Raw genomic sequence first — 21,192 nt, 5'->3', positions numbered from 1 at the left:
TCTTCGTGCTCCAGAACACCCATCTGCTCGAGGCGCGGTGCGGCTACTCCAGGGCCGAGTCGGACGCGCTGCTGGCGCTGCTCGGCACCCAGGTCGTCCTCTCGGTTGAGTCCGTCGGCGAGGCGGAGGAGATCAGCAAGCGCCTCGGCGACTACAGCGTGAGGACGACCGGGGAGAGCTCCACCAAGGGGACGCAGAGCTCCTCGTCCGGCAAGTCGTTCTCCGTGGCGCGCCGCCCGCTGATCACCCCGTCGGAGCTCATGGCCTGGAGCGCGCGCGAGAACGGCGCGCTCGTGATCGACGCGGGGGGACCGATGGCGCTCGCCAGCCGCGACATCACCGAGACGTTCCTGGGGCCGCTGCTGGGCCTGACGTCGCCGGAGGCCGAGGGCGCGCTGCTCGCGCGGGCGCTCGAGGGGGAGACCCGCAACACCTCCCCGGCACCGGTATGGCGCATCCCGGAGAAGCCGAAAAAGCCCAAGGGGTCGCCGCCCGGCGGCAGGAAGCGCAAGGTGTCCGCCGCGCCCGACGGGTTCTGATGCGTCATACGGCCCTGCCTGCAAAAACTGCCCGCCGTCATACGGCACGCGAGGCGCGTATGACGGCGGGCCGTGACCGCCTTCCGGGTTAACCGGCCACGCTACCAGCGGCAACGAACTCGGCACGCCGAGTTGCGCCGTAAAATCCCGGGCGCCCGTAGTGCGCCCTTATCCTGCTCCCACCGTCCGAGGCACTTGGACGGTGGGAGTTCCGCATCCCCGGGAAAGGAAAAGCGCGGCCCATCCGGACCGCGCCCACGCCCTCCTCCCATTTCACCCCGCGACGTAAACCGTCCGGCCCGTCTCGCAGTCGATGGTCTCGGCATCCCCGAACCCGACCCGGACGGCAGCCCATCCGCCGGCGCCCGCCAACGCATCGGCCTCGGACCTCGCGGCGGCGATGAGTCGCTCGAGCTCGGCCGATCCGGCCGGCGCGGTCCCCGCCTCGAACGCGCCGCCGTCGCCGCCCGACTCGTACTCGATGACGACTGTCGAGCCGAGAGCCTCCTCGAGGGTCTCGGGCAGGCCGCCCATGTCGGCGAGGGCGTGCCCGGCGACCGTGGCCAGCGGGTAGCGGGCCATCCCGGACGCCGCCGAGCGGCCGGCCATGCGGAGCAAGCCGGCGGCCTCGAGCGCCTCGAGGAGCGCCGCGGGCACGTCGGCGTCGATGGCGATGTTGCCGCGTCCGCGGCACCACTCGGCCGCCGCCGGCACGTTCGCCGTGAGCACGCCCCACTCGGCCATGTAGCCCTCGGAGCGCGGGTTCGTGGCGTCGAGGAGGAGGACGGCCAGGCCGCCGCCCACGTACTCATCGGCCACGAGGGCGAGGCGGACCGCCTCGCCCATGGAGTCGAACTCGACCGTGACCATGCGGCTACCTCCTCCTGACGGCGCTGAGCGGCTTCGGGGAGAAGTGCTCGTCGCGCTCGACGGCGGCGAACCCCATCTGGCGGTTCAGCTCGGCCATCTCCTTGATGCTGAAGTAGCCGAGCTCGTCGTCGTAGCCCTCGACGAGGCCGAACGCCTCGTCCGTTCCGTCGAACTCGAGCAGCCACCAGTCCCATCCGTTCACGCACGAGAAGTAGTGGGCGTAGACTGTGGGGTCCTCTGCCCCGTCCTGCTCGTAGAGCCTCGGCACCGTCTTGGCGATTTCCTCGGTCATCAGCTGCTGCATGTCTTCCTCCGTTCCGGGCAACCTGCCCTCAACATCTCGCCCCTGCGGGCAAAGCCGAATGGCGACGCCGTGCGTCGTCGTCGGCTTTGCTCCCTGCAAAGCCGCACCGGAGCGAAGACGGGTCAAGGGAGGTCCATGACGACCTCCACCAACCGGAGCGGAGCGGAGGTTTGTGCGGGGTCTCATGGGCCCCCTTGACGCGGCGTAGCGGAGGTGCCACCCGGCCGCGGAGCCGTGGCCGATTCACGGCGGACGCCGGCAGCCCACGCCCAACATCGATACCATCTGAACCGCTATTCACTTTTCGAGAGGAGCCATATGGAACTCGAAGACATCGTCTACGAGCTCGCCTGCCTTCATGAGTCGATGCTCTTTTGCTGCGAGAACCGGTCCGGCAAGGAGGACCCGGTCTTCGCGCATTACTACATGGCGCTGGGAAGGATTGTCAGGGACCTCGAAGAGGCCGAGCGGCGCATCCGGACCGAAACGGGCCGGCGCTGAATCCCGTCAATAGAAAACGCCCCTGCATTTTACTACCGGGGCGTTTTTTAGAGCTCGATCTCCGCGATTATTTTTTTCATCTCGAGGGCCCATCCGAGCTGTTCCTCGATGTACCCCGGCCATGCGTCCTGGTGGCCCTTGATGGGGTGGCCCGCCTTGTAGAAGCGCAGCCCCGATGCCTTTTTCGCATCGAAGGTCACCGCCGTCAGCCCGAGGTGATCCTCGAAGACCCCGCTGTTGGCGATGGCGCGGTGCCCGATCTCCTTGTCGTCGTCCACGTACAGCTCGATGCCCGTGCGACCCTTTTGCGTATCGATGAGCAGGGCGAGATGGTATGCCGAGACCCCCAGGCGAAGCGTCGACCAATGGTCCTTGCTGGGCTTCTGCGGGCTGAACTCCTTGAGGAACTCCGGATGGCCGCCTGCCACATCGCGGTAGGCCGTCCAGTACGCCAGCTTGACCTTTTCGGTCTCGCTGAGCCCCTCGGAGAGCTTCACGGTCTTGGTCCACTCGTTCGGCCGCTCGACCACGCCGAAGCGCGGGGCGGGCAGGGAGCCCCCGATCTTCCAGAGCTCGACCTCGACCAGGAAGAACCCGAAGTCGCTGTCGGTGTGCTGGTTGAGCCACTCGATGGCCTGGCGATGCTCGTCGCGGGCGTGCGCCACGACCCAGATGACGACCTCGGCGCCCTTGCCGGCGGCATACGTGATCACCTTGCCGAGATGGTCGTGGTTGGTGTCCTCGAGCTGGTTCTCGATGATCACCTTGCGGCCCGTACCGGACTCCTGCGCGTAGATATCCACGTTGAACGAGCCGACCGACGACTCCGTCTCTATTAGCTCGAGCTCGATTCCGACCGCCATCCCGAGGGTTGCGAGATTCTGCTCCTCGGCCAGCCACTTGGTGAAGTCGTGGGCCTCATGCGGCCACACCTCGCGCAGGGGAACCTTCTGAATGGTGTCCAGGTTATAAGTCTTCATCCGTCACCCTCTCGACCGATAATCTGGCACCATTGTAGAGCCTCTCGCCATCAAACGACCGTAGCAGGAGCCCACGACGTTCGTCGACGTCCTTCAGCTCGTACGGGTACACGAATAGCAAAGTATATCTCTTCTTAGCCATGCGGTTTCCCTTCCCTTGAAAAACGAACCACTCGATCCGCGGAGAGGCGCTATCAGGTGCCGTTCGTCAACGCCGCGGCGATTATGTCGCTGTCCGTGAAGACGAAACTGATGAGCTCATCTTCCCAAGGCTCGCGCTCCTGCTCCTCCTCGGCCTCCTCGAACGTCATCGGCATCTCGCGCGCTCCCGAAAACTCGTGGCAGATAGCGTAGAGACGAGAGGGCCTATCAGCCCACTTATCAGCCGGTCGGCCAAAAGCGTCGTACTGCCGCAGTTCATCCCCAACATCGCGCCAGATTGTTCGATACCAACCCGTTAACGATAGGGTCAAGAGCATCGTAGACCGTATTCATATAGCGGCGCCTTTGTTACAGCTCAGATGTCACCATTTTAGATAATGGGCGTAGCGACCCGAATCTCATTTCAGGCCAATTCGACCAAGAGCAATCTACGGTCTTGTAACTGCCTCTTTCCAAATAAGGCCCGCCCCCGGTGGGGCCCCACCCATGCCCACGGCATAGGCCCGCCAGAGCTAGAGGGACTTCGTCATTCTTGTCTGGTAACTCTCAAATAAAGCGCAGAAAGTGTGGAGGAGCGCCGAACGGTCCTGCTGAACTCGTCGCCAACCGGCGTCAACCAGTGTGGAGATGGTTCAAGCAGGCATCCTGTTCGAAAAATGCCGTTATTAATTGATTTCGACCAAAATTCGACCAAGATTGAAAGTCAAAAAAGAAACAGCCCAGAGAAACAATGCCTCTGAGCTGCTAAAAGTCTTGGTCGCGGGGGCAGGATTTGAACCTACGACCTCCGGGTTATGAGCCCGGCGAGCTACCAGACTGCTCCACCCCGCAATGTCTGGGCGCCTCATGTGCGCTAGAAAGAATATTACGCGGGAGTTCGGTAAGCGGCAAGGAAAATCTCGTAGAGCATAATTCCTTCATATTTAAACCCCTCAGCCCCTATCACCGTAAACGAATCGCAGCCGAGCGCCGTCGACGGCACGTATACAATGGTGCGCGTCCTTTTATGCCGACACTGGGAGTAGACATGCTGCTCGCTATCGATATGGGAAATACGCAGACGGCCATGGGCCTGTTTGACGGAGACGAGCTGGTGCAGTCGTGGCGCATGCCCACCGACCGCTCCTATACCGCCGACGAGATCCACGTGCGCCTGATGGGCTTCTTTAAGATGTACGACCTCTCGCTCGGCGCGGTCGACGCGATCGCCTTTGCCGGCGTGGTGCCGCAGCTCTCGCGCGAATGGCACGCCGTGGCCGACCGCATTGCCGCAGACGCCATCGTCATCGGGCCGCAGACGGCCGCCGTGACCAAGCTGCGTGCGGCGCGACCCCAGGCCGTGGGCGCCGACCGCGTAGCTAACGCCGTCGCAGCCGAAGCTTTCTACGGCGCGCCAGCGATCGTGGTGGACTTTGGTACCGCGACCAATATCGACGTCATCGATGAGGACGGCTATTACATTGGCGGAGCGATCGCGCCGGGCATCCGCATCTCCATGGACGCGCTAGCTGCCCGCGCTGCCAAGCTCGCCAGCGTTCCGCTCGAGGCGCCCGAGCACGCCATCGGCCGTGACACCGAGGAATGCATCAAGGTCGGCGCCGTGATGGGCGCCGCCGCCATGGCCGAAGGCCTGGTCGCGCGCATGAAGCGCGAGCTGGGCCGCGACGATGCCACCGTTATCGCCACGGGCGGTCTCGCCAGTATCGTCGCCGATTCGACCGATGCCTTCGACGTGGTCGACGGACAGCTCACCATCAAGGGTATCTGCGAAATCTACCGCCGCATGCAGGAGCTGGGATAGAGCAGGGGCTTAAGTCGAGCACGCCCGATGCCACAGTCCCCGCAAAGGCTCGCCAAGCCTATTCCTCAAAATCGAAAAATTTTCAGTTTTGAGGAATAGGGCGCTGGCAACCCATTCCCCAGATAGGCGAAACCCTCCCCGGCGCAGGCCGAGGAGGGTCTTGTTGTCATCGTTGTCTTTGAGCGCTGGTGCCTCGCGCTACAGCCCGCGAATTCGTACGGCCTCGGGCGGAAACTCCTGCTCGCCGGCATCGGTCTTGATGGTCGCGCGGCCCCAGATGTCCAGGCCCGCAAACACACCGACCGCAAGCGGCAAGCCGTTGGGCGACACCGCCGCAACTTGGCGGCCCAGCAGCGGTACCATGTCGAAATACTCGCCCAGCACGGGAGCCAGCGGCCCTGCGGCGCCTTGCGGCGTGTTGGCAACAACCGCCCAGGTGTCCACACGGGTCAGCACGGCGACGGCCAACGCCTCGACCAGCGCTTCGTCAGCTACGTCCACACCAAGCTCGCTCAACGCCGAATGCTCAATATCCACCGTCACGGCACCGAACATGCCCGCAGCACCGGCACCACCGTTGACGGCGACGCGCGCGAACGACGTCTCAAACGCGGGCGCGCCGCACACAATGTCGCTCGGCCACTGGATACCCACCTTACCGGCAAGGCCCAACCCCGGCGTCGAAGCCGTGCCCACGAGCGCGTCCATCATGCCCATCGCGGCCACAAACGGCAGACCGTGGAAGGCATGCATATTCACATCCGGACGCACAACCAGCGAAAACGTCAGCGAAGCATCGCCCGCGCTCCACGCACACCAGCCCGCGGACACGCCCTCGCGGCCCGCGTCACGCGCCGCGTCGAGCTCGGTGCCGGCGGCAACAGCATTCATCTCGATCATCTACATACGCCCCAATTCGCCCACGATATGACCCACGCGGTCCTCGGGCTCCTTGACCTCGACGCCGTTGTAGCGGAAGAACCGCGCCGGATCGTGCATCAGGTCCTCGAGCGGCACCAGCACAAAATCGCGCTCGCCAATGAGCGGATGCGGCAGGCGCAGCTTTTTGCCGCCGTGGGTCTCGCCGTCCATCCACAACAGGTCCAGGTCGATGGTGCGCGGGCCGTTGACCTTGGCCTTCTTGGAGCGGTCGCGCCCCAGCTCGGCCTCGATTTTCATGAGCTCGTCGAGCAGCACCAACGGCGCCAGCTCGGTCTTGATCTCGATGACGGCGTTGGCAAACGCGTCCTGGCGCGTCTCGTAGGCCGGCTCGCTCTCGTAAATCTTTGAGGAGTTGGACACGCAGGTGAGTGGAATCTCGGCGATCATCTCGCGTGCGGCGCGGATGTTGTCGCAGCGATGCCCCAGGTTGGAGCCCACGGCCACAAACGCGCGGCGCGGCTGCGGCTTGGCAACCGCCCAGTAGCCGTTCAGGAACTGCGCAAAACCCGCGGCGTCGTGCACGCGCACGATGTTGGCACCGGCCTGGATAGCGCCCAGGCACACGCCAAACGTAGCGGCATCGCGCTCGGCGGCCTCGTTCACGCCCGAGACGGCGCCCACAAAGCGCTTGCGCGACACGGCGCACATGAGCGGATAGCCCAGTGACGCCATCTTGGCAGTCTCGCGCTGGATGACGATATCCTCGTTAGCCGACTTACCAAAGCCCGGGCCAGGATCGATGCAGATGCGGTCGCGCGACACGCCGGCATGGATGAGCGTGCGGGCCTGGTCGGACAGAAAGCCCATGACGCGGCGCATGATGGGCGCCGAATCGGGCAGGGTGAAGCGGCGGAGCTGCGAGGTGGGCACGTAGGCTTCCTCGCGGCGGGCGCTGCGGCGCATCATGGCGGCCAGGCGGTCATTGGGCTCCAATGCGGCCTCGGTGGCTGCGGGCGCGGCCTCGGGCGCGGGCACGACGGTCTCGGCGGCAGCAGCCTGCTCGGCGGCCGGCGTCTCCTGCTCACTTGCAGGCTCGGACGTGGGCTCCGGTTCGCCAAACGGCAACGAGGGCTGCACCACGCCGCCCGGAAGCTTGGCCTCCGACTTAGGCTCACCCAGCAACTTGCCGCGACGGCGGCGAGCCGGCTTCTCGGCCTCACGCGCGGCCTCGGCAGCCGCCTCGCGCGCCTTCTCGGCAACAAACGCCGCTGCCGAGGTATCGAGCTGCACCGTTGCGTGCGTGCGGGTGGGCGCGGCGACCTCGCCGGCATGCATCACGATGACGCCGCAGGTGCTCGTCTTAACAAACTCGACCATCTTGGGATCGGTGAAGCCGGTCACGTCGTTGACGATCGAGGCGCCGCAGCGCACGGCCGCCTTGGCAACCGCCACATGACGCGTGTCGATCGAGACGATGGCGCCCTCCTTGGCCAGCGCGCGAACCACGGGCAGCGCGCGGCGAGCCTCCTCGTCGGGGTTGACCGGGGTAAAACCAGGGCGCGTGGACTCGCCGCCCACGTCGATGATGTCGGCGCCGGCGTCGAGCATCGCTAGGCCGTACTCGATGGCGGCGTCCGGGTCGAAGTGCTCCCCGCCATCGCTAAACGAATCGGGCGTCACGTTGAGGACGCCCATGATGCGCGGACGGTCAAAGCTGAGCTCGTACTTTCCGCACCGCCATGTCTTGCTGTCGTTCGCCATGAACATCCTCCTAAAATGCCCACGCCGCCGAGCTTGGGGAGCTGGCGGCGGGGTCGCTTTGCACTCATTCTTTCTATTGTATCCGCGCGCGCGGGCTAGAACGCAAACGCGGCCGCGATGTCGCAAGAAATCAGCAGGTCGGCATTTGCATCCTGATCGGTGGGAGCAAGGTTGCATATAGCCAGCGTATCGCCGGTAAAGTAACGCGTAAGGCCTGCCGCCGGATACACCACGAGCGAGGTCCCGCCCACAATAAGGGCATCGGCCGCGGCGATGGCGGCAACGGCACCGGTCAGCACGTGCTCGTCGAGCGGCTCCTCGTAGAGCACTACATCGGGCTTGATGCGGCCGCCGCACGCGGGGCACGCAGGCACGCCCGCGGCGTCCTCGTGCTCGCGCGAGCAAATCCACTCGGCGCTATAGACCGCGCTACACGACTGGCAAATGTTGCGATGGACCGATCCGTGCAGCTCAAACACGCGCCGTGAGCCGGCCATCTGATGCAGGCCGTCGATATTTTGCGTCACCACGGCATTTAGCTTGCCGGCGCGCTCCAGCTCGGCCAGCTTGGTGTGGCAGCGATTGGGCTTGGCGCCAAGCGCGATCATCTTGGTGCGGTAGAAGTCGAAGAACTCGGCCGGATGCGCCTCGTAAAAGCTATGCGACAGCATGGTCTCGGGCGGATAGGCAAACTGCTGGTGATACAGGCCGTCCACGCTGCGGAAATCGGGGATGCCACTTGCCGTGGAAACACCAGCGCCGCCAAAGAAGACCACGCGCTTGTGGGTGTCAAACAGATCCGCCAGCGCGGCGGAGGCCTGCCTGGGGTCCGATATTGCCTGCGTCATATGAGTCCTCCGTCCGTGTCTCCGAGACGGCGGCGTTCGCACTATCACTCGCGGACTCCGCCCCGCTCTTGTTGCGTTAATCTTAAGCCTGCCAACCCCGTCGAAAGGACACCATGCCTCAGACTTACACTTTCGCCTCGTGGAACGTCAACGGCCTGCGCGCCGTGCTCAAAAAGGACCCGAGCTTTATCCAGATCGCGCAAGAACTCGACGTCGATATCCTGGCGCTGCAAGAGACCAAGCTGCAGGAGGGCCAGGTCGATATCGACCTGCCCGGCTATCACCAAACCTGGAGCTACGCCGAGCGCAAGGGCTACTCGGGCACCGCGGTCTTTAGCCGCCAGGAACCGCTGCGCGTACTGCGCGCCGATGCGCTGCTGCCCTACGCCGGCGAGGGCGAGGCGGCCGAGCTCGTCGCCCAAGCCGCGACCGAGGGCCGCGTCTGTGCGCTCGAGTTCGACAAGTTTTGGTTTGTCGACGTCTATACGCCCAACGCGCAAAATGAGCTCGCGCGCATCGACGTGCGTATGGCCTGGGACGATGCCTATCGCGGCTTTTTGGGCGCGCTTGAGCACGAAACCGGCAAGCCCGTCGTAACCTGCGGCGACTTTAACGTGGCGCACGAAGAGATCGACCTTAAGAACCCCAAGTCCAACCGCGGCAACGCAGGCTTTTCGGACGAAGAGCGCGGTAAGTTTACCGAGCTGCTCAACGCCGGCTTTACCGATACCTGGCGCACGGCTAATCCGGACGTTGAGGGCGTCTACAGCTGGTGGAGCTATCGCTTTAATGCCCGCAAGAACAACGCCGGCTGGCGCATCGACTACTTCCTGGTAAGCGACGCAATCGCCGCCAACGTTCGCGACACCGGCATCCGCGGCGACATCTTCGGCAGCGACCACTGCCCCGTCACCCTCACGCTAGAACTCTAGCCCCAATTGATCCCCTGGGGACGGAGGAAAAGGGATCATTTTCACCTCGCGAGGGAACCCACGCGGCCCTCCCGCCACGGAACTGACCCATCTACTACGTTTAAGCCACTACCCTCAACCACAGCGAACAACGCAAAAAGAAAACCGCAGGTAGAAAGCCTGCGGTTTTTCGTAAAACGCGGTCATGGTCGGGGGTATCAAGCTAAACGTAGTAGATGGGCCAGTTTCGTGGCAAGCGCCGCCAACTGATTCCCCGGGGACGTCTGGGGACGGAGGAAAACGGATCGATTTGGCTCTCTGAGGGCCACGATGCCCGTCATATCAGCCGGCCATTCCAAAACTATGCCGGTTTACGGGGCTGAATCGCGAACCCCCAACCATACGCAATTCCGAAATAATAAAACCTCAGGTAAACGGCTTGCTCTATTTTGAAAAAAGCCGGTATGGTCGGCCTACGCTAATCTAGCCCCGTAAACCGGCATAGTTTTGAAATGGTACTTCGGAAGTATTGATTCACGCCCCGGCGCAACCAGCCCTACAGCCCGTATTTCACGACAACGCGGTTGATCCGTCGACACCAAGGCTTGTAGAGGGCGGCCAAGAACACGCAGGTCGCGAGGCCGTGTGTGATATCGAACGGCACTGCCGTGGCAAGACGCGCCACGACGCCCGCCCACGTGAGCGGTTGTACAAAACCGATAATGTCGTACGCGTTGATCACCACGCCGTACAGCAGACCCGAAGCAAAGCCGTACGCCATCAGCGCCGGCATGCGCACGGTTCCATCCGCACGGTCGAACGCACCGGCATGCGCCAGCGCACCGCCAACATAGCCAACCAGGCCCCAGGCATACATCTGCCATGGCGTCCACATGCCCTGCCCAAAAAAGAAATTGCTGGTCAGCGCCGCCAGCGCGCCAACCATAAAACCATTGCGGCGACCAAGCGTCGCCCCCGCGATAATGGCGATGGCGCTCACCGGTTTAAAGTCGGGAATGGGCCCAAACAGGATGCGCCCCGCCGCCGCCAGCGCCGCCAGCACCAGCGTGGGCATAATCTGGCGCAAACCCGGACGAGATGCCTCGTAACCCGCAAAGAACAGTGCAAGCACCAGCGCCACCACGACAAGCATGGCAAGCGCCGCCTGCTCAACGCCCGCCAGCAACGCCGCTGCCATCACCGCCGGCACCGCCAACAACAGCGGGATCTCCAGTTTTGTGAGTAAACGCGAGAAACGACAGTCCGTCATCCCATCACGCCCTATAGAACACGTTGTCGGCAAAGAAGTCGGCCGGGGGCTCCATGCAGGCAATCTCGCCGTCAAACATCATGGCGACGTCGTCGGCTACCTGCTCGGCAAAGTCCAAATCGTGCGTAGCCATGATGACGGTGCCGCCAGCCTTCGCATGGTCACGCAGGGCGCGGGCGATGATGCGGCGGCTCTCCAGGTCAAGGCCCTTCGTGGGCTCGTCAAGCAGCAGCAGCTCGGGGCCGATCAGCAGCAGCTTTGCCAGCGCAAGCAGCTGGCGCTGTCCGCCCGAGAGGTCGTAAGGGTGGCGCGTCTCCAGGCCGTCCAATCCCAGTTGCGCCGCACGCTCCCGCGCCAAGTTCTCGTCATATCCGCAGGTCGAGGCCCATTCCATCAGCTCGTCGCGCACCGTCTCGGCAACCAGCAATGCTTTGGGATTCTGAGGCAGCAGCGCCGCCGAGGCCGCTCCGCGCACCATGCGGCCGCGCTGCAGCTTGGCGGTCTTCGCCAGCACCGAGAGCATCGTCGACTTACCGCATCCGTTGCCGCCCACGATCGCATGCACCGCACTGGCCGAAAACGCAACGTCGAGCCCGCGCAGCACCCAACCGCCCGCGCGATCGTAGCGAAACCAGCCTTCCGACAGGGTGGTAGCCGACCCGCCGTGCATTTTTTGGAGTATTCTGCTTCCATCCGTGCGCGGGAAGGCTTCCGAGCCGTTCTCGAGCGACGTTTGCGCCACAAATTCGGACGATTTGTCCAATTCTGAACTTTTTTTCGCGCTCGATACGTCCCCGGGCGGCTCCAGAGAGCCCAAATTGTCCTCACGCCTGCTGAATACTCCGTTTTTTGCACATCGGATGGCACCCCACCCCAACATCTCATCGGAAAACAGCGATTCTCGGCGTCCCAAAGAAGCCATATCCGCCACCTCGCGCACGCGACCGCCCTCAATCCGGTACGCACGCGTCGCATACTCGAGCATCGGCCGCGGTTGATGCGTAGCCACAACAACCGTGCAGCCCAGCTCACGGTTCACGCGAAACAGCGCGTGCAGAAAATTCTTCTCCGCAACCGGATCAAGCTGAGACGTGGGCTCGTCGAGCAGCAGCACGCGCGGGCGCAGCGTCAGAACGGCCGCCAACGACAGCAACTGTTTGCGACCGCCCGAAAGCGTGTCAGTATCGCGGTGAAGCCAATCTTCCAGCCCAAAGAAATAGCTGGTCTCAGCTACGCGACGGCGCATCTCATCACGCGCTAGCCCCAAGTTTTCCAGGCCAAACGCCATCTCGTGCCACACGGTTTCGCACACGATCTGGTTCTCGGGATCCTGGAACACATAGCCCACGCGCTCCGCCGATGCCCGCACATCCATGTCGGCGACGTTCTCGCCCAGCACGAGCAGTTCGCCAGTGCGCTCGCCCGCCGGAGCGATCTCGGGCTTGAGTAGCGACAGCAACGTCGACTTACCCGATCCGGTACCGCCGACAAGCAGCGCAAATGCACCTTGGGGAACAGACCAGTCGAGTCCCTCGAGCACCGCAGCATCCGCATCGGGGTAGGCAAAGCTCAGGCTCCGCACCTCAATCGCCGGCATATCCGGGCCGTATGCCGCGCCCGACACCGGTCCCCTATCCAACCGAGCCATCAGCCGAACCTCTTCTCATCGATCGCATGCAACACGCAGGGCAGCATCATCCAGGCAGCGTACACGACATAGCCCAGCCACGGCGCCGGCACCGATAGTTGCGGGTAAAACGAATACTGCGTTGTCGCGGTCCATGCCACCGCCACCGCAGCGGCACCAAACACCGCAAGCCCAACCAGCGCGGCAACATCGCCGCGACCCAGCCGATACCGCGCGTACGTCGTGCGACGTGTCGCGGCGCCCCATCCACGGGAGCGCATGGCGTCCGCGCGCTCCAGCGAATCTTCCATGCCCCAGCCCATCAACACGCTCGATGCCCGTAGGCGCGAACGCACGGGATCGGCCGGCGCGCGACCCGGCACATCAATCGCATCCTGCACCGCCAGTACCGTACGACCGCGGCGTAAAAACTGCGGGATAAGCCGCGTGCACATCGAGATCATGAGCGCGAGCACCGGCGCGGCGTTGCCCAAAAGCGCAAGTACCTTGTCGTATTCGAGCATCGACGCCGCGGCCTCAAACCACAGCACGCTCGCCACGAACAGCCCGCCCATGCACAGGCCGTAAACCATGCTCTCTAGATACACCGCACGCATGCCAATACGAAACAGCTCCGTCGAGCCCGATGCACTAAACAGCGGATTGAGCACCGCAATGATCAAAATCACCGGCAGCTGCCAGCGAAGCGCGCCCAACGTGCGCGCAACACCGCGCGTCGCAAGCCCGTACGCCAACCCGCCCGCAAGCGATAGCGCAATCAGCACCGGTTGCATCGAGAACATGGTGAGCCCCAACGTCAGCACCATGTAGAGCGCCGGCACCGCCGGATGCGACATCGAAAATGCCACGACGGGTTCGTTGCCCGATTCCTCTCGCATGGTGTCCACGGGCATCCCCATCCCCTCGCTCAAACGTCAACGCCGCAGCGCCGCCACCATACACAACCAGCGCAAACGCCGTACCGCCGGCCCAAGCCTCAGCTGCCGCGCATCAATCGTTACGCGCTCAACATATGCCTGCGGTATCATATTGCGCCGTGTATCGTTTCCAAGCACACGTCTCTATAACGTAACAGGAGATCACATGGACGCAACCGCAATTATCCTCGCCGCCGGCGAGGGCACCCGCATGAAGTCGAACCACTGCAAGGTTTCGCACAAGATCCTGGGCAAGCCCATGGTTCAGTGGATCGTCGACGCCACCATCAAGGCCGGCTGCAGCCGCGTCGTGGTCGTCATCGGCAGCCACGCCGACGAGATGCGCGCCCTCATCGACGGCGCCTACGCCAACAGCGCCACCAAGGTCGAGTGCGTCGAGCAGACCGAGCGCCTGGGCACCGGCCACGCCGTGAAGGTCGCGCTCGAGGCCTGCGGCATCACGCAAGGCCCCGTCGTCGTGCTCAACGGCGACTTGCCGCTCATCACCGCCGACACCGTCGCCAAGTTCGCGCAGACCGTCGCCACCGGCGAGCTCGCCTGCACCGTCATGACCATGACCCCGCCCGACCCCTTTGGCTACGGCCGCATCAAGCTGGGCGCCGACGGCCAGATCGAGCGCATCATCGAGCAGAAGGACTGCACGCCCGAGCAAGCCGCCACGCTGCTGGAGTGCAACGCCGGCTGCTACGCCTTTGACGGCGCGCAGCTCGCCGCCCACATTAACGAGATCGGCAACGACAACGCGCAGTCCGAGTACTACCTGCCCGACATGCTCGAAATCCTCAAGGGTCACGGCCAGGTGGTCTCCATCTTCCACTGCGACGACTACCGCGACGGCCTGGGCGTCAACAGCCGCATTCAGCTCGCGCAGCTCACCGCCATCGCGCGCGACCGCATCAACGAGCACTGGATGGCCGAGGGCGTCACGTTCATCGATCCCACGCAGGCCTGGATCGGTCCCGATGCCGTCATCGGCCGCGACACCGTCGTGTGGCCGCAGACGCACCTGATCGGCCACGTCACCGTGGGCGAGGAGTGCCAGCTCGGCCCCAACAGCCGCCTCACCGACACCACCGTCGGCAGCGGCTGCACCATCGATGAAACCATCGCCGTCGAGGCCGTCATCGAGAACGGCGTCGACTGCGGCCCGCGCGCCTACCTGCGCCCGGGCACCCATATGCTCGACGGCTCCAAGGCCGGCACGCACGTGGAGATCAAGAAGTCCACGATCGGCGAGGGCTCTAAGGTGCCGCACCTGTCCTACATCGGCGACACCACCATGGGCTCCGGCGTCAACGTGGGCGCGGGCTCCATCACCTGCAACTACGACGGCGTGCACAAGCACAAGACCGTCATCGGCAAGGATGCCTTCATCGGCTCCGACACCATGATGGTCGCGCCCGCCCAGATTGGCGACGGCGCGCTCGTGGCCGCCGGCTCCGTCATCACCGAGCCGGTCCCGGCAGACGCACTTGGCCTGGGTCGTGCCCGCCAGATAAATATTGAGGGCTGGGCCGCCGATTATCGCCGCCGTCTGCACGAGGACGACGAGGTATAACGTTTTACCAAGCATCTAAGGAGCTGTTCCCATGGGGGCGGCTCCTTTTTCTATCGTGACCTGCGCAACCGGATGAGTGGTCGGTTCGTGTCCGTTGACGGTAAAGACGTTATCAAGACCCGATTAACCCCGCCGCGCGGTTACAATGCAACAAGGCATCTATATGGCATTCGATATAAAGGAGAAGGGTAATGCCGATTAATGATCCCGAGAAGTCGGAGAATATGCGCAAGTCCATCCGCGTGTATTCCGGTTCCTCCAACCGTCCCCTCGCTCAGAAGATCGCTGAGTACCTTGGGGTCGAGCTTTCGGGCCTTACGCTAAAGCAGTTCGCCAACGGTGAGATTTACGCCCGCTACGACGAGACCGTCCGCGGCGCCGACGTCTTCCTGATTCAGTCCGTGGCCGGCGGCAACGTCAACGACATGCTCATGGAGCTGCTCATCGCCACCGACGCTGCCAAGCGCGCATCCGCCCGCTCCATCACCGCCGTCATCACCCACTACGGCTATGCCCGCCAGGACCGCAAGGCCGGCCCGCGCGAGCCCATCACCGCCCGCCTCGTCGCCAACCTGCTCGAGCGCGCCGGCGTCGACCGCATCATCACCCTCGACCTGCACCAGGGTCAGATCCAGGGCTTCTTTGATATCCCGGTCAACCACCTGTCCGCACTGCCGCTGTTTGGCCAGTACTACAACGCCATGAACTTCGACACCGACAACCTGGTTGTCGTCTCCCCCGACGTGGGCCGCGCCAAGGCCGCCAAGAAGCTGTCCGACATGCTCGGCTGCGACCTGGCCATCGCCCACAAGGGCCGTCCGCGCCACAACGCCGCCGAGGTCATGGGCATCATCGGTGACATCAAGGGCAAGACCTGCATCATCAACGACGACATGATCGACACCGCTGGCACCCTGTGCGCCAACGTCAAGGAGCTCAAGGCTATGGGCGCTGGCGACATCTACGTCTGCGCCACCCACGGCATCTTCTCCGGTCCGGCCATCGAGCGTCTGAACGACGCCCCGATCGTCGAGTGCCTCGTCACCGACGCCATTCCCGTCGAGGTCGGCGGCAAGATCAAGACCATCTCGGTCGCCGAGGAGTTCGCTCAGGCCATCTCCGCCGTTTACCACGAGGAGCCCGTCTCCACGCTCGTCGGCGGCGACTTCGCACTGTAGTCGCTCGACCCTCGCATCCCTCCGGAAGCCCCGGACACGCCTGCGGGGTTATCACGCGAACGTCCTCGCCGCTTTGCGGCTGCGGGATGTTCGCTTTGATAACCCCTCCCGGCGTGTCCGGGGCTTCCTGCTGTCTCGGGGCAGCTGTTTTCTGAAATGACTTTGCTGCAACCTTTCCTCGCCTTCAGCGGGCGTGGTAGCCTTTGTCGTTGATTGAACTTTTGTGTAACGAAAGGATGAACATGGCAGCTGCACAGCCGCTTAAGATTCGCATGGTTGCCGGACTTGGCAACCCTGGCGATGAGTATGCCGAGACCCGCCACAACGCCGGTTTTAAGGCGATCGACGAGCTGGCCCGTCAGGCCGGCGTCACGTACTGGAAAAACCAAGCAGGCGCCGAGGTCGCGCTCATCAACATCAACGATGCCGAGGAAGAGAACGGCAAGCGCCAGATTGTACTGGTCAAGCCGCAGTCGTACATGAACACCTCGGGCGGACCCATCTCCAAGCTCTGCCGCGAGTACAAGATCAAGGCCGAGGAGCTGCTCGTCATCCACGACGAGCTCGACATTCCCGCCGGCGACGTACGTGTTAAGGTGGGCGGCGGCCACGCCGGCCACAACGGCCTGCGCTCCATCATCGACAAGATGGGCAGCCGCGACTTCAGCCGCATCCGCACCGGTATCGGCAACCCTCCCGGCAAGATGGCCGTGGCAGATTACGTGCTCAAGCAGCTGCGCGCCCGCGAGGCCGAGGACTTCCAGAACACCTGCGCCCGCGCCGCAGATGCCGCCGGTCTGGCCATCGTCCACGGCGTAATCTACGCCCGCGATCACGTAAACGGCGCCGCTTCCGCCAACGGCAAGCACTAAAACCTACTATTTAGGGACAGGTTTATTTTGGCAGGTTTTATCTACGGAAATGCCGTGGTGGCTGCATCGCAATAAACCCCGCACTGCCATACACACATAGCGCCCCAAGGGGGCCGACCTCATCACAACCCGAGGCCGGCCCCCTTTGCCGTTTTACCTGATAAAACCGACCAAAATAAACCTCTCCCCCTTTGGTAGGCCAAAGTGGATAAACCCTGCTCCCAACCGCCGAAGACACACGTAAGCGACATTGCCATGAGGGTATAATTTGCACCGTATGTCTGCACAACGCCTGTGCGCGTACGGTTTTATTCGGGCCACCGTCCATTTCCGTGGAGGCACGGTTCGGCGGCCCTAACAAGAGAGGGGTTCTATGTATAAGATCCTGGAGAAGACGCAGTTCTCGGAGAAGGTGTTCAAGTTCCGCATCGAGGCGCCCGCAATCGCCAAGCATGCGCACGCTGGACAGTTCCTCATGGTTCGCGCCAACGAGACGGGCGAGCGTGTCCCGTTTACCCTGGCCGGCTGGAACGGTGACGAGGGCTGGGTCGAGTTCATCTTCATGGTGATCGGCAAGACCACCGAGATGCTTTCCACCTACGAGGCCGGCGAGTCACTGCGCGACGTCGTGGGCCCGCTGGGCGTTCCCACCGAGATGGCCGAGGGCCCCTGCGCCGTCATTGGCGGCGGCGTCGGCTTGGCAATTGCCTTCCCGGTCGCCAAGCACCTGGTCGAGACCGGTCACGAAGTTCACGCCATCATGGGCGCCCGCACCAAGGACCTCCTGCTCATGGAGGACCAGTTCCGCGAGCTCCTCGACGAGGGCCACATCCACATCACCACCGACGACGGCTCCTACGGCGAGCAGGGCGTTGTTACCGCTCCGCTGGAGCGCCTGCTGCAGGACAAGGCCGTGAGCCAGGTCTTCTGCGTCGGCCCCGTTCCGATGATGAAGTTCTCGACCCTCACCGCCCAGAAGTACGACACCCCCATCACCGCGTCCCTCAACCCCATCATGGTTGACGGCACCGGCATGTGCGGCTGCTGCCGCGTCGAGGTGGGCGGCGTGACCAAGTTCGCTTGCGTCGACGGCCCCGACTTCGATGCCACCCTGGTCGACTGGGATGACCTTCGTGCCCGCCAGGCCGCTTACCGTTCCGAAGAGGGCGAGTCCCTCAAGGCCTATGAGGAAAAGAGCTGCGCATGCCACTAGTTAACGGTCGTTTCGTTGCCGATATGAAGTCGCCCCGTACCCCCGATAACGAGGAGCCGGCTGCCGAGCGCGCCTGCGACTTCCGCCCCGTCGACAAGGGCTTCACCGAGGAGATGGCGCTGGCCGAGGCCGAGCGCTGCCTCAACTGCAAGAAGCCGTTCTGTGTTGAGGGCTGCCCCGTCAACATCAACATCCCCCGCTTTATCGAGCAGATCCGCGCGAAGGACTTCGGCGGCGCTCTCGATACCATCCGCGAGGACTCCATGCTTCCCGCTATCTGCGGTCGCGTCTGCCCGCAGGAGAACCAGTGCGAGGGCAAGTGCATCCGTGGTAAGAAGTCCGAGCCCGTGGCCATCGGCCAGCTCGAGCGCTTCCTGGGTGACCGCCCCGAGCTCGCCTCCACGCCCAAGATGGCCCCCAAGAACGGCAAGAAGGTCGCCGTCGTCGGCTCTGGCCCGTCCGGCATCACCTGCGCCGGCGAGCTCGCCCGCAACGGCTTTGACGTCACCGTCTTTGAGGCCTTCTTCACCGGCGGCGGCGTGCTGGTCTACGGCATCCCCGAGTTCCGTCTGCCCAAGGCAGTCGTCAAGCGCGAGATCGACGGCCTGGAGGACATGGGCGTCAAGTTTGAGTACAACTCCGTCGTGGGCAACATGGCCACGGCCGAGGAGCTGTTCGAGCAGGGCTTCGACGCCATCTACGTGGCGACCGGCGCTGGCCTGCCCAAGTTCCTCAACGTCCCCGGCGAGAACCTGCCCAACGTCTTCTTCGCAAACGAGTATCTCACCCGCGTGAACCTGATGAAGGCCAACAAGTTCCCCGAGTACGACACCCCCACCAAGCACGGCAAGAACGTCGTCGTCTTTGGTGGCGGCAACGTGGCTATGGACGCCGTCCGTACCGCCAAGCGCCTGGGCGCCGAGCACGCCATCATCGCCTATCGTCGTACCGAGGACGAGATGCCCTGCCGTCGCGCCGAGCTGCACCATGCCAAGGCCGAGGGCGTCGAGGTTCTGCCGCTCGTTTCCCCGCTCGAGTTTGTCGCTGGCGAGGACGGCTCCGTGTGCGCCGTCAAGGTCCAGAAGATGGAGCTCGGCGAGCCCGACGAGTCCGGCCGTCGTCGCCCGGTGCCCATCGAGGGCGCCATCGAGGAGATTCCCTGCGACGTCGCAATCTCGGCTATCGGTACCAACGCCAACCCCTTCGCAAAGAAGATCGGCGGCAAGATGGAGCTCAACAAGTGGGGCTACATCATCGCCGACGAGGAGACCGGCCAGACCACCGATCCCCGCATCTGGGCCGGCGGCGACATCGTCACCGGTGCCGCTACGGTCATTCTGGCGATGGGCGCCGGCAAGAAGGCCGCCGCTTCCATCACCAAGAGCCTGCTGGGCGAGTAATCACCTACAGCGCTAGCCACCAAACGGCAAAGTCCCCGTCGAGCACACGCCCGGCGGGGACTTTTTCTATGCTGACCGTCCCACCACCACAAAGGGGACAGGCACCTTTGTGGTGGTTTTGGTCGGTTAGCCTTCGAGCTGCGCTACTTTGTAGCGGTAGGCCGCGGCGATGACGTCCTTGCAGCCTTCGCGGCCCAGCTTGGCGCGGTTGACGACGATGTCTTTACCGCTCGTCATCTTCCACTTGCCGGCGCTATAGCGCTTATAGAACGCCTCGCGCGCCTTCTGCTGCTGTTTGACCAGCTTGGCGCCCTTCTTTTTGTTAAGGCCACGCTTCTTGCGCACGATCTCGACGCGATCCTCAAAGGGAGCGGTCACCAGCACGGCAATGTGGTTGGGATTGTTGCGAAGCAGGTAATCGGACAGGCGGCCTTCGATAATGCAGCTCTCGGTCTCGCCCAGATCCAAAATCACCTGACTCATCTTTTGGAACAACTTATCCGAGTACGAACGCGCATCGTAGCGGTCGGGCAGAAACGCCATGTTCTCCACGGCCAGACGCTCGTCGTAGGCGGCCATCTTGTCGAGCGACTCGCCCGCGCGCAGCGACGCACGCACCAGCAGCTCGTTATCGTACAGTGGAATCCCCAACTCGTCGGCAAGCATGCGACCAATCTCGTGGCCCTCGGCGCCAAAGTCGCGCGCGATGGTAATGACCACAGGATTCTTCTTATTCTCCAGATCGCTCATCGCGATTCCTTTCTAACAAATGAGAAATAGGCTGTTTATCGCCTTTTCCACGATAGCGTACCTGGGTTTTCCTGGTGCCCAAGATTGACCTGAAAGAGGAGCGACGCGTACTTTGGTACGCGAGCGACGGTTTGAAGGCCAAGGTTGGGTGCCAGGGAAAGCCAGGCTATGCGGCTACGATGCGGCGTTGATATGCCCTCACCAGCAGCGAGATACCAAAGTTGAGCACAAAGTACATCGCAAACACCAGGCCGTAGAGCATAAGCACCTGCGACAGATCGATCGCGTGGGCCATCACGACGTTTGCCGCGTACATGAGCTCGGCCACGTTAATGCCCGAAAGATACGAGCTGTCCTTGATGACGGTCGTGCACTGGCTAAACAGCGCCGGAATGATCGTCTTAAATGTCTGCGGCAGAATGATGTAGCGCATGGTGGCAAAGAAGCCGAAGCCCTGGCTCTGCGCTGCCTCAAACTGACCGCGCGGAATCGAGTTGAGGCCGCCGCGCACAATCTCGGCCATAACAGCGCTGGTAAACAGCGTGAAGGCGATGGTCGAAATCACAATGTCCAAACCCTGCACCGTAAAGTAGATAAACAGGATCCACAGCAGGTTCGGCGTGCAGCGGAACAGCTCGATATAGGCGCTCACCAAAATACGGAACGGGCGGGGCGCATAGCTTTTAACGAGCGCCAGCACCGTGCCAAAGATGAGCGAGAAAAAAATCGACAGCGCCGAGATCTCGATTGTCTTAACAAAGCCGCCCCAAATGTAGAGCAGGTTGGTCGCGTTGAAGATTTCCATG

22 protein-coding genes and 1 tRNA gene are annotated in these 21,192 nt (G+C 63.2%); 9 read left to right on the top strand and 14 right to left on the bottom strand.

The genetic code is table 11. The features are described 5' to 3' along the window. On the top strand, positions 1-539 hold a 539-nt coding region (locus LK493_RS07600), incomplete at its 5' end, for a TraM recognition domain-containing protein (RefSeq protein WP_227790625.1). 273 nt (positions 540-812) lie between these two features. On the opposite strand, the gene LK493_RS07595 is transcribed toward LK493_RS07600, so the two are convergent. Together LK493_RS07595 and LK493_RS07590 are read right to left on the bottom strand one after the other, a co-directional pair. Further along, positions 813-1,409 carry a hypothetical protein gene (locus LK493_RS07595; RefSeq protein WP_227790624.1) on the bottom strand — a complete coding sequence of 199 codons (597 nt, stop codon included), beginning with the start codon at positions 1,407-1,409 and terminating at the stop codon, positions 813-815. Between the two features lie 4 nt (positions 1,410-1,413). Beyond that, the gene (locus tag LK493_RS07590; RefSeq protein ID WP_158567277.1) at positions 1,414-1,713 is read right to left on the bottom strand and encodes a DUF2958 domain-containing protein; all 300 of its coding nucleotides are present in this window, start codon (positions 1,711-1,713) and stop codon (positions 1,414-1,416) included. 318 nt (positions 1,714-2,031) lie between these two features. Here LK493_RS07590 and LK493_RS07585 point away from each other — a divergent pair, with 318 nt between their 5' ends. Then, positions 2,032-2,214, top strand: a complete 183-nt coding sequence (locus LK493_RS07585; protein ID WP_138113659.1) for a hypothetical protein — start codon at positions 2,032-2,034, stop codon at positions 2,212-2,214. Positions 2,215-2,261: 47 nt separating this feature from the next. Here the strand turns inward: LK493_RS07585 and LK493_RS07580 are convergent, their stop codons facing one another. The 4 genes from LK493_RS07580 to LK493_RS07570 form a co-directional block, all read right to left on the bottom strand. Next, entirely contained in the window at positions 2,262-3,194 is a 933-nt protein-coding gene (locus LK493_RS07580; RefSeq protein ID WP_227790623.1) for a DUF4268 domain-containing protein, read from the bottom strand. Then, positions 3,181-3,336, bottom strand: a complete 156-nt coding sequence (locus tag LK493_RS07575; RefSeq protein WP_227790622.1) for a hypothetical protein — start codon at positions 3,334-3,336, stop codon at positions 3,181-3,183. The genes LK493_RS07580 and LK493_RS07575 overlap by 14 nt, the downstream gene beginning before the upstream one ends. 52 nt (positions 3,337-3,388) lie before the next feature. Next, positions 3,389-3,511: a hypothetical protein gene (locus LK493_RS10240; protein WP_265333329.1), complete on the bottom strand. Its 123-nt coding sequence runs from the start codon at positions 3,509-3,511 to the stop codon at positions 3,389-3,391. Positions 3,512-4,110: 599 nt separating this feature from the next. Beyond that, positions 4,111-4,187: transfer RNA gene (locus LK493_RS07570), tRNA-Met, on the bottom strand. Positions 4,188-4,383: 196 nt separating this feature from the next. Here LK493_RS07570 and LK493_RS07565 point away from each other — a divergent pair. Further along, positions 4,384-5,157: a type III pantothenate kinase gene (locus tag LK493_RS07565; protein WP_227790621.1), complete on the top strand. Its 774-nt coding sequence runs from the start codon at positions 4,384-4,386 to the stop codon at positions 5,155-5,157. Positions 5,158-5,355: 198 nt separating this feature from the next. Here LK493_RS07565 and LK493_RS07560 read toward each other — a convergent pair whose 3' ends face one another. From LK493_RS07560 to LK493_RS07550, 3 genes are all read right to left on the bottom strand, one after another. Continuing rightward, a complete protein-coding gene (locus LK493_RS07560; RefSeq protein ID WP_227790620.1) occupies positions 5,356-6,057 on the bottom strand; it encodes a hypothetical protein in 702 nt (233 codons plus the stop codon). Continuing rightward, positions 6,058-7,800 carry a 2-amino-4-hydroxy-6-hydroxymethyldihydropteridine diphosphokinase gene (gene folK, locus LK493_RS07555; protein WP_227790619.1) on the bottom strand — a complete coding sequence of 581 codons (1,743 nt, stop codon included), beginning with the start codon at positions 7,798-7,800 and terminating at the stop codon, positions 6,058-6,060. Positions 7,801-7,895: 95 nt separating this feature from the next. Then, complete coding sequence (locus LK493_RS07550) at positions 7,896-8,648, bottom strand: NAD-dependent protein deacylase (RefSeq protein ID WP_161115243.1); 753 nt, start codon at positions 8,646-8,648, stop codon at positions 7,896-7,898. Between the two features lie 113 nt (positions 8,649-8,761). On the opposite strand from LK493_RS07550, the gene LK493_RS07545 reads away from it, so the two are divergent. Continuing rightward, positions 8,762-9,580: an exodeoxyribonuclease III gene (locus LK493_RS07545; RefSeq protein ID WP_138113647.1), complete on the top strand. Its 819-nt coding sequence runs from the start codon at positions 8,762-8,764 to the stop codon at positions 9,578-9,580. A 535-nt stretch (positions 9,581-10,115) separates the two neighbouring features. Here LK493_RS07545 and LK493_RS07540 read toward each other — a convergent pair. Genes LK493_RS07540 through LK493_RS07530 form a run of 3 tightly spaced genes read right to left on the bottom strand, consistent with a single transcriptional unit; the run spans position 10,116 to position 13,355 of the window. Next, entirely contained in the window at positions 10,116-10,829 is a 714-nt protein-coding gene (locus LK493_RS07540; RefSeq protein ID WP_195568410.1) for a DUF6580 family putative transport protein, read from the bottom strand. A 4-nt stretch (positions 10,830-10,833) separates the two neighbouring features. Continuing rightward, positions 10,834-12,477 (bottom strand): ABC transporter ATP-binding protein, encoded by a 1,644-nt coding sequence (locus LK493_RS07535; protein ID WP_227790618.1) that lies wholly within the window; start codon positions 12,475-12,477, stop codon positions 10,834-10,836. Beyond that, positions 12,477-13,355 carry an energy-coupling factor transporter transmembrane component T gene (locus LK493_RS07530; RefSeq protein ID WP_227790627.1) on the bottom strand — a complete coding sequence of 293 codons (879 nt, stop codon included), beginning with the start codon at positions 13,353-13,355 and terminating at the stop codon, positions 12,477-12,479. The genes LK493_RS07535 and LK493_RS07530 overlap by 1 nt, the downstream gene beginning before the upstream one ends. A 205-nt stretch (positions 13,356-13,560) precedes the next feature. Here LK493_RS07530 and glmU point away from each other — a divergent pair, with 205 nt between their 5' ends. The 5 genes from glmU (at position 13,561) to gltA (ending at position 19,636) form a co-directional block, all read left to right on the top strand. Next, on the top strand, positions 13,561-14,973 hold the full coding sequence (gene glmU / locus LK493_RS07525; RefSeq protein WP_215673695.1) for a bifunctional UDP-N-acetylglucosamine diphosphorylase/glucosamine-1-phosphate N-acetyltransferase GlmU: 1,413 nt from the start codon (positions 13,561-13,563) through the stop codon (positions 14,971-14,973). Positions 14,974-15,164: 191 nt separating this feature from the next. After that, complete coding sequence (locus tag LK493_RS07520; RefSeq protein ID WP_055285377.1) at positions 15,165-16,151, top strand: ribose-phosphate diphosphokinase; 987 nt, start codon at positions 15,165-15,167, stop codon at positions 16,149-16,151. A 242-nt stretch (positions 16,152-16,393) separates the two neighbouring features. Next, a complete protein-coding gene (pth, locus tag LK493_RS07515; RefSeq protein WP_227790617.1) occupies positions 16,394-17,023 on the top strand; it encodes an aminoacyl-tRNA hydrolase in 630 nt (209 codons plus the stop codon). A 373-nt stretch (positions 17,024-17,396) separates the two neighbouring features. Then, entirely contained in the window at positions 17,397-18,236 is an 840-nt protein-coding gene (locus LK493_RS07510; protein WP_117629804.1) for a sulfide/dihydroorotate dehydrogenase-like FAD/NAD-binding protein, read from the top strand. Further along, positions 18,227-19,636 carry an NADPH-dependent glutamate synthase gene (gene gltA / locus LK493_RS07505; RefSeq protein WP_227790616.1) on the top strand — a complete coding sequence of 470 codons (1,410 nt, stop codon included), beginning with the start codon at positions 18,227-18,229 and terminating at the stop codon, positions 19,634-19,636. The genes LK493_RS07510 and gltA overlap by 10 nt, the downstream gene beginning before the upstream one ends. 126 nt (positions 19,637-19,762) lie before the next feature. Here the strand turns inward: gltA and LK493_RS07500 are convergent, their stop codons facing one another. Then, entirely contained in the window at positions 19,763-20,386 is a 624-nt protein-coding gene (locus tag LK493_RS07500) for a cytidylate kinase-like family protein (RefSeq protein ID WP_055251542.1), read from the bottom strand. Positions 20,387-20,552: 166 nt separating this feature from the next. Then, positions 20,553-21,191, bottom strand: coding sequence for an amino acid ABC transporter permease (locus LK493_RS07495; protein ID WP_195246387.1), 639 nt, complete (start codon positions 21,189-21,191; stop codon positions 20,553-20,555). Position 21,192: the final 1 nt, after the last annotated feature.

This window comes from Collinsella aerofaciens, assembly GCF_020709435.1.
Taxonomy (GTDB): Bacteria; Actinomycetota; Coriobacteriia; order Coriobacteriales; family Coriobacteriaceae; genus Collinsella; species Collinsella aerofaciens_AU.
Note: the sequence above shows the minus strand (reverse complement) of the source record. Positions and strands in the feature narration are given on the sequence as shown.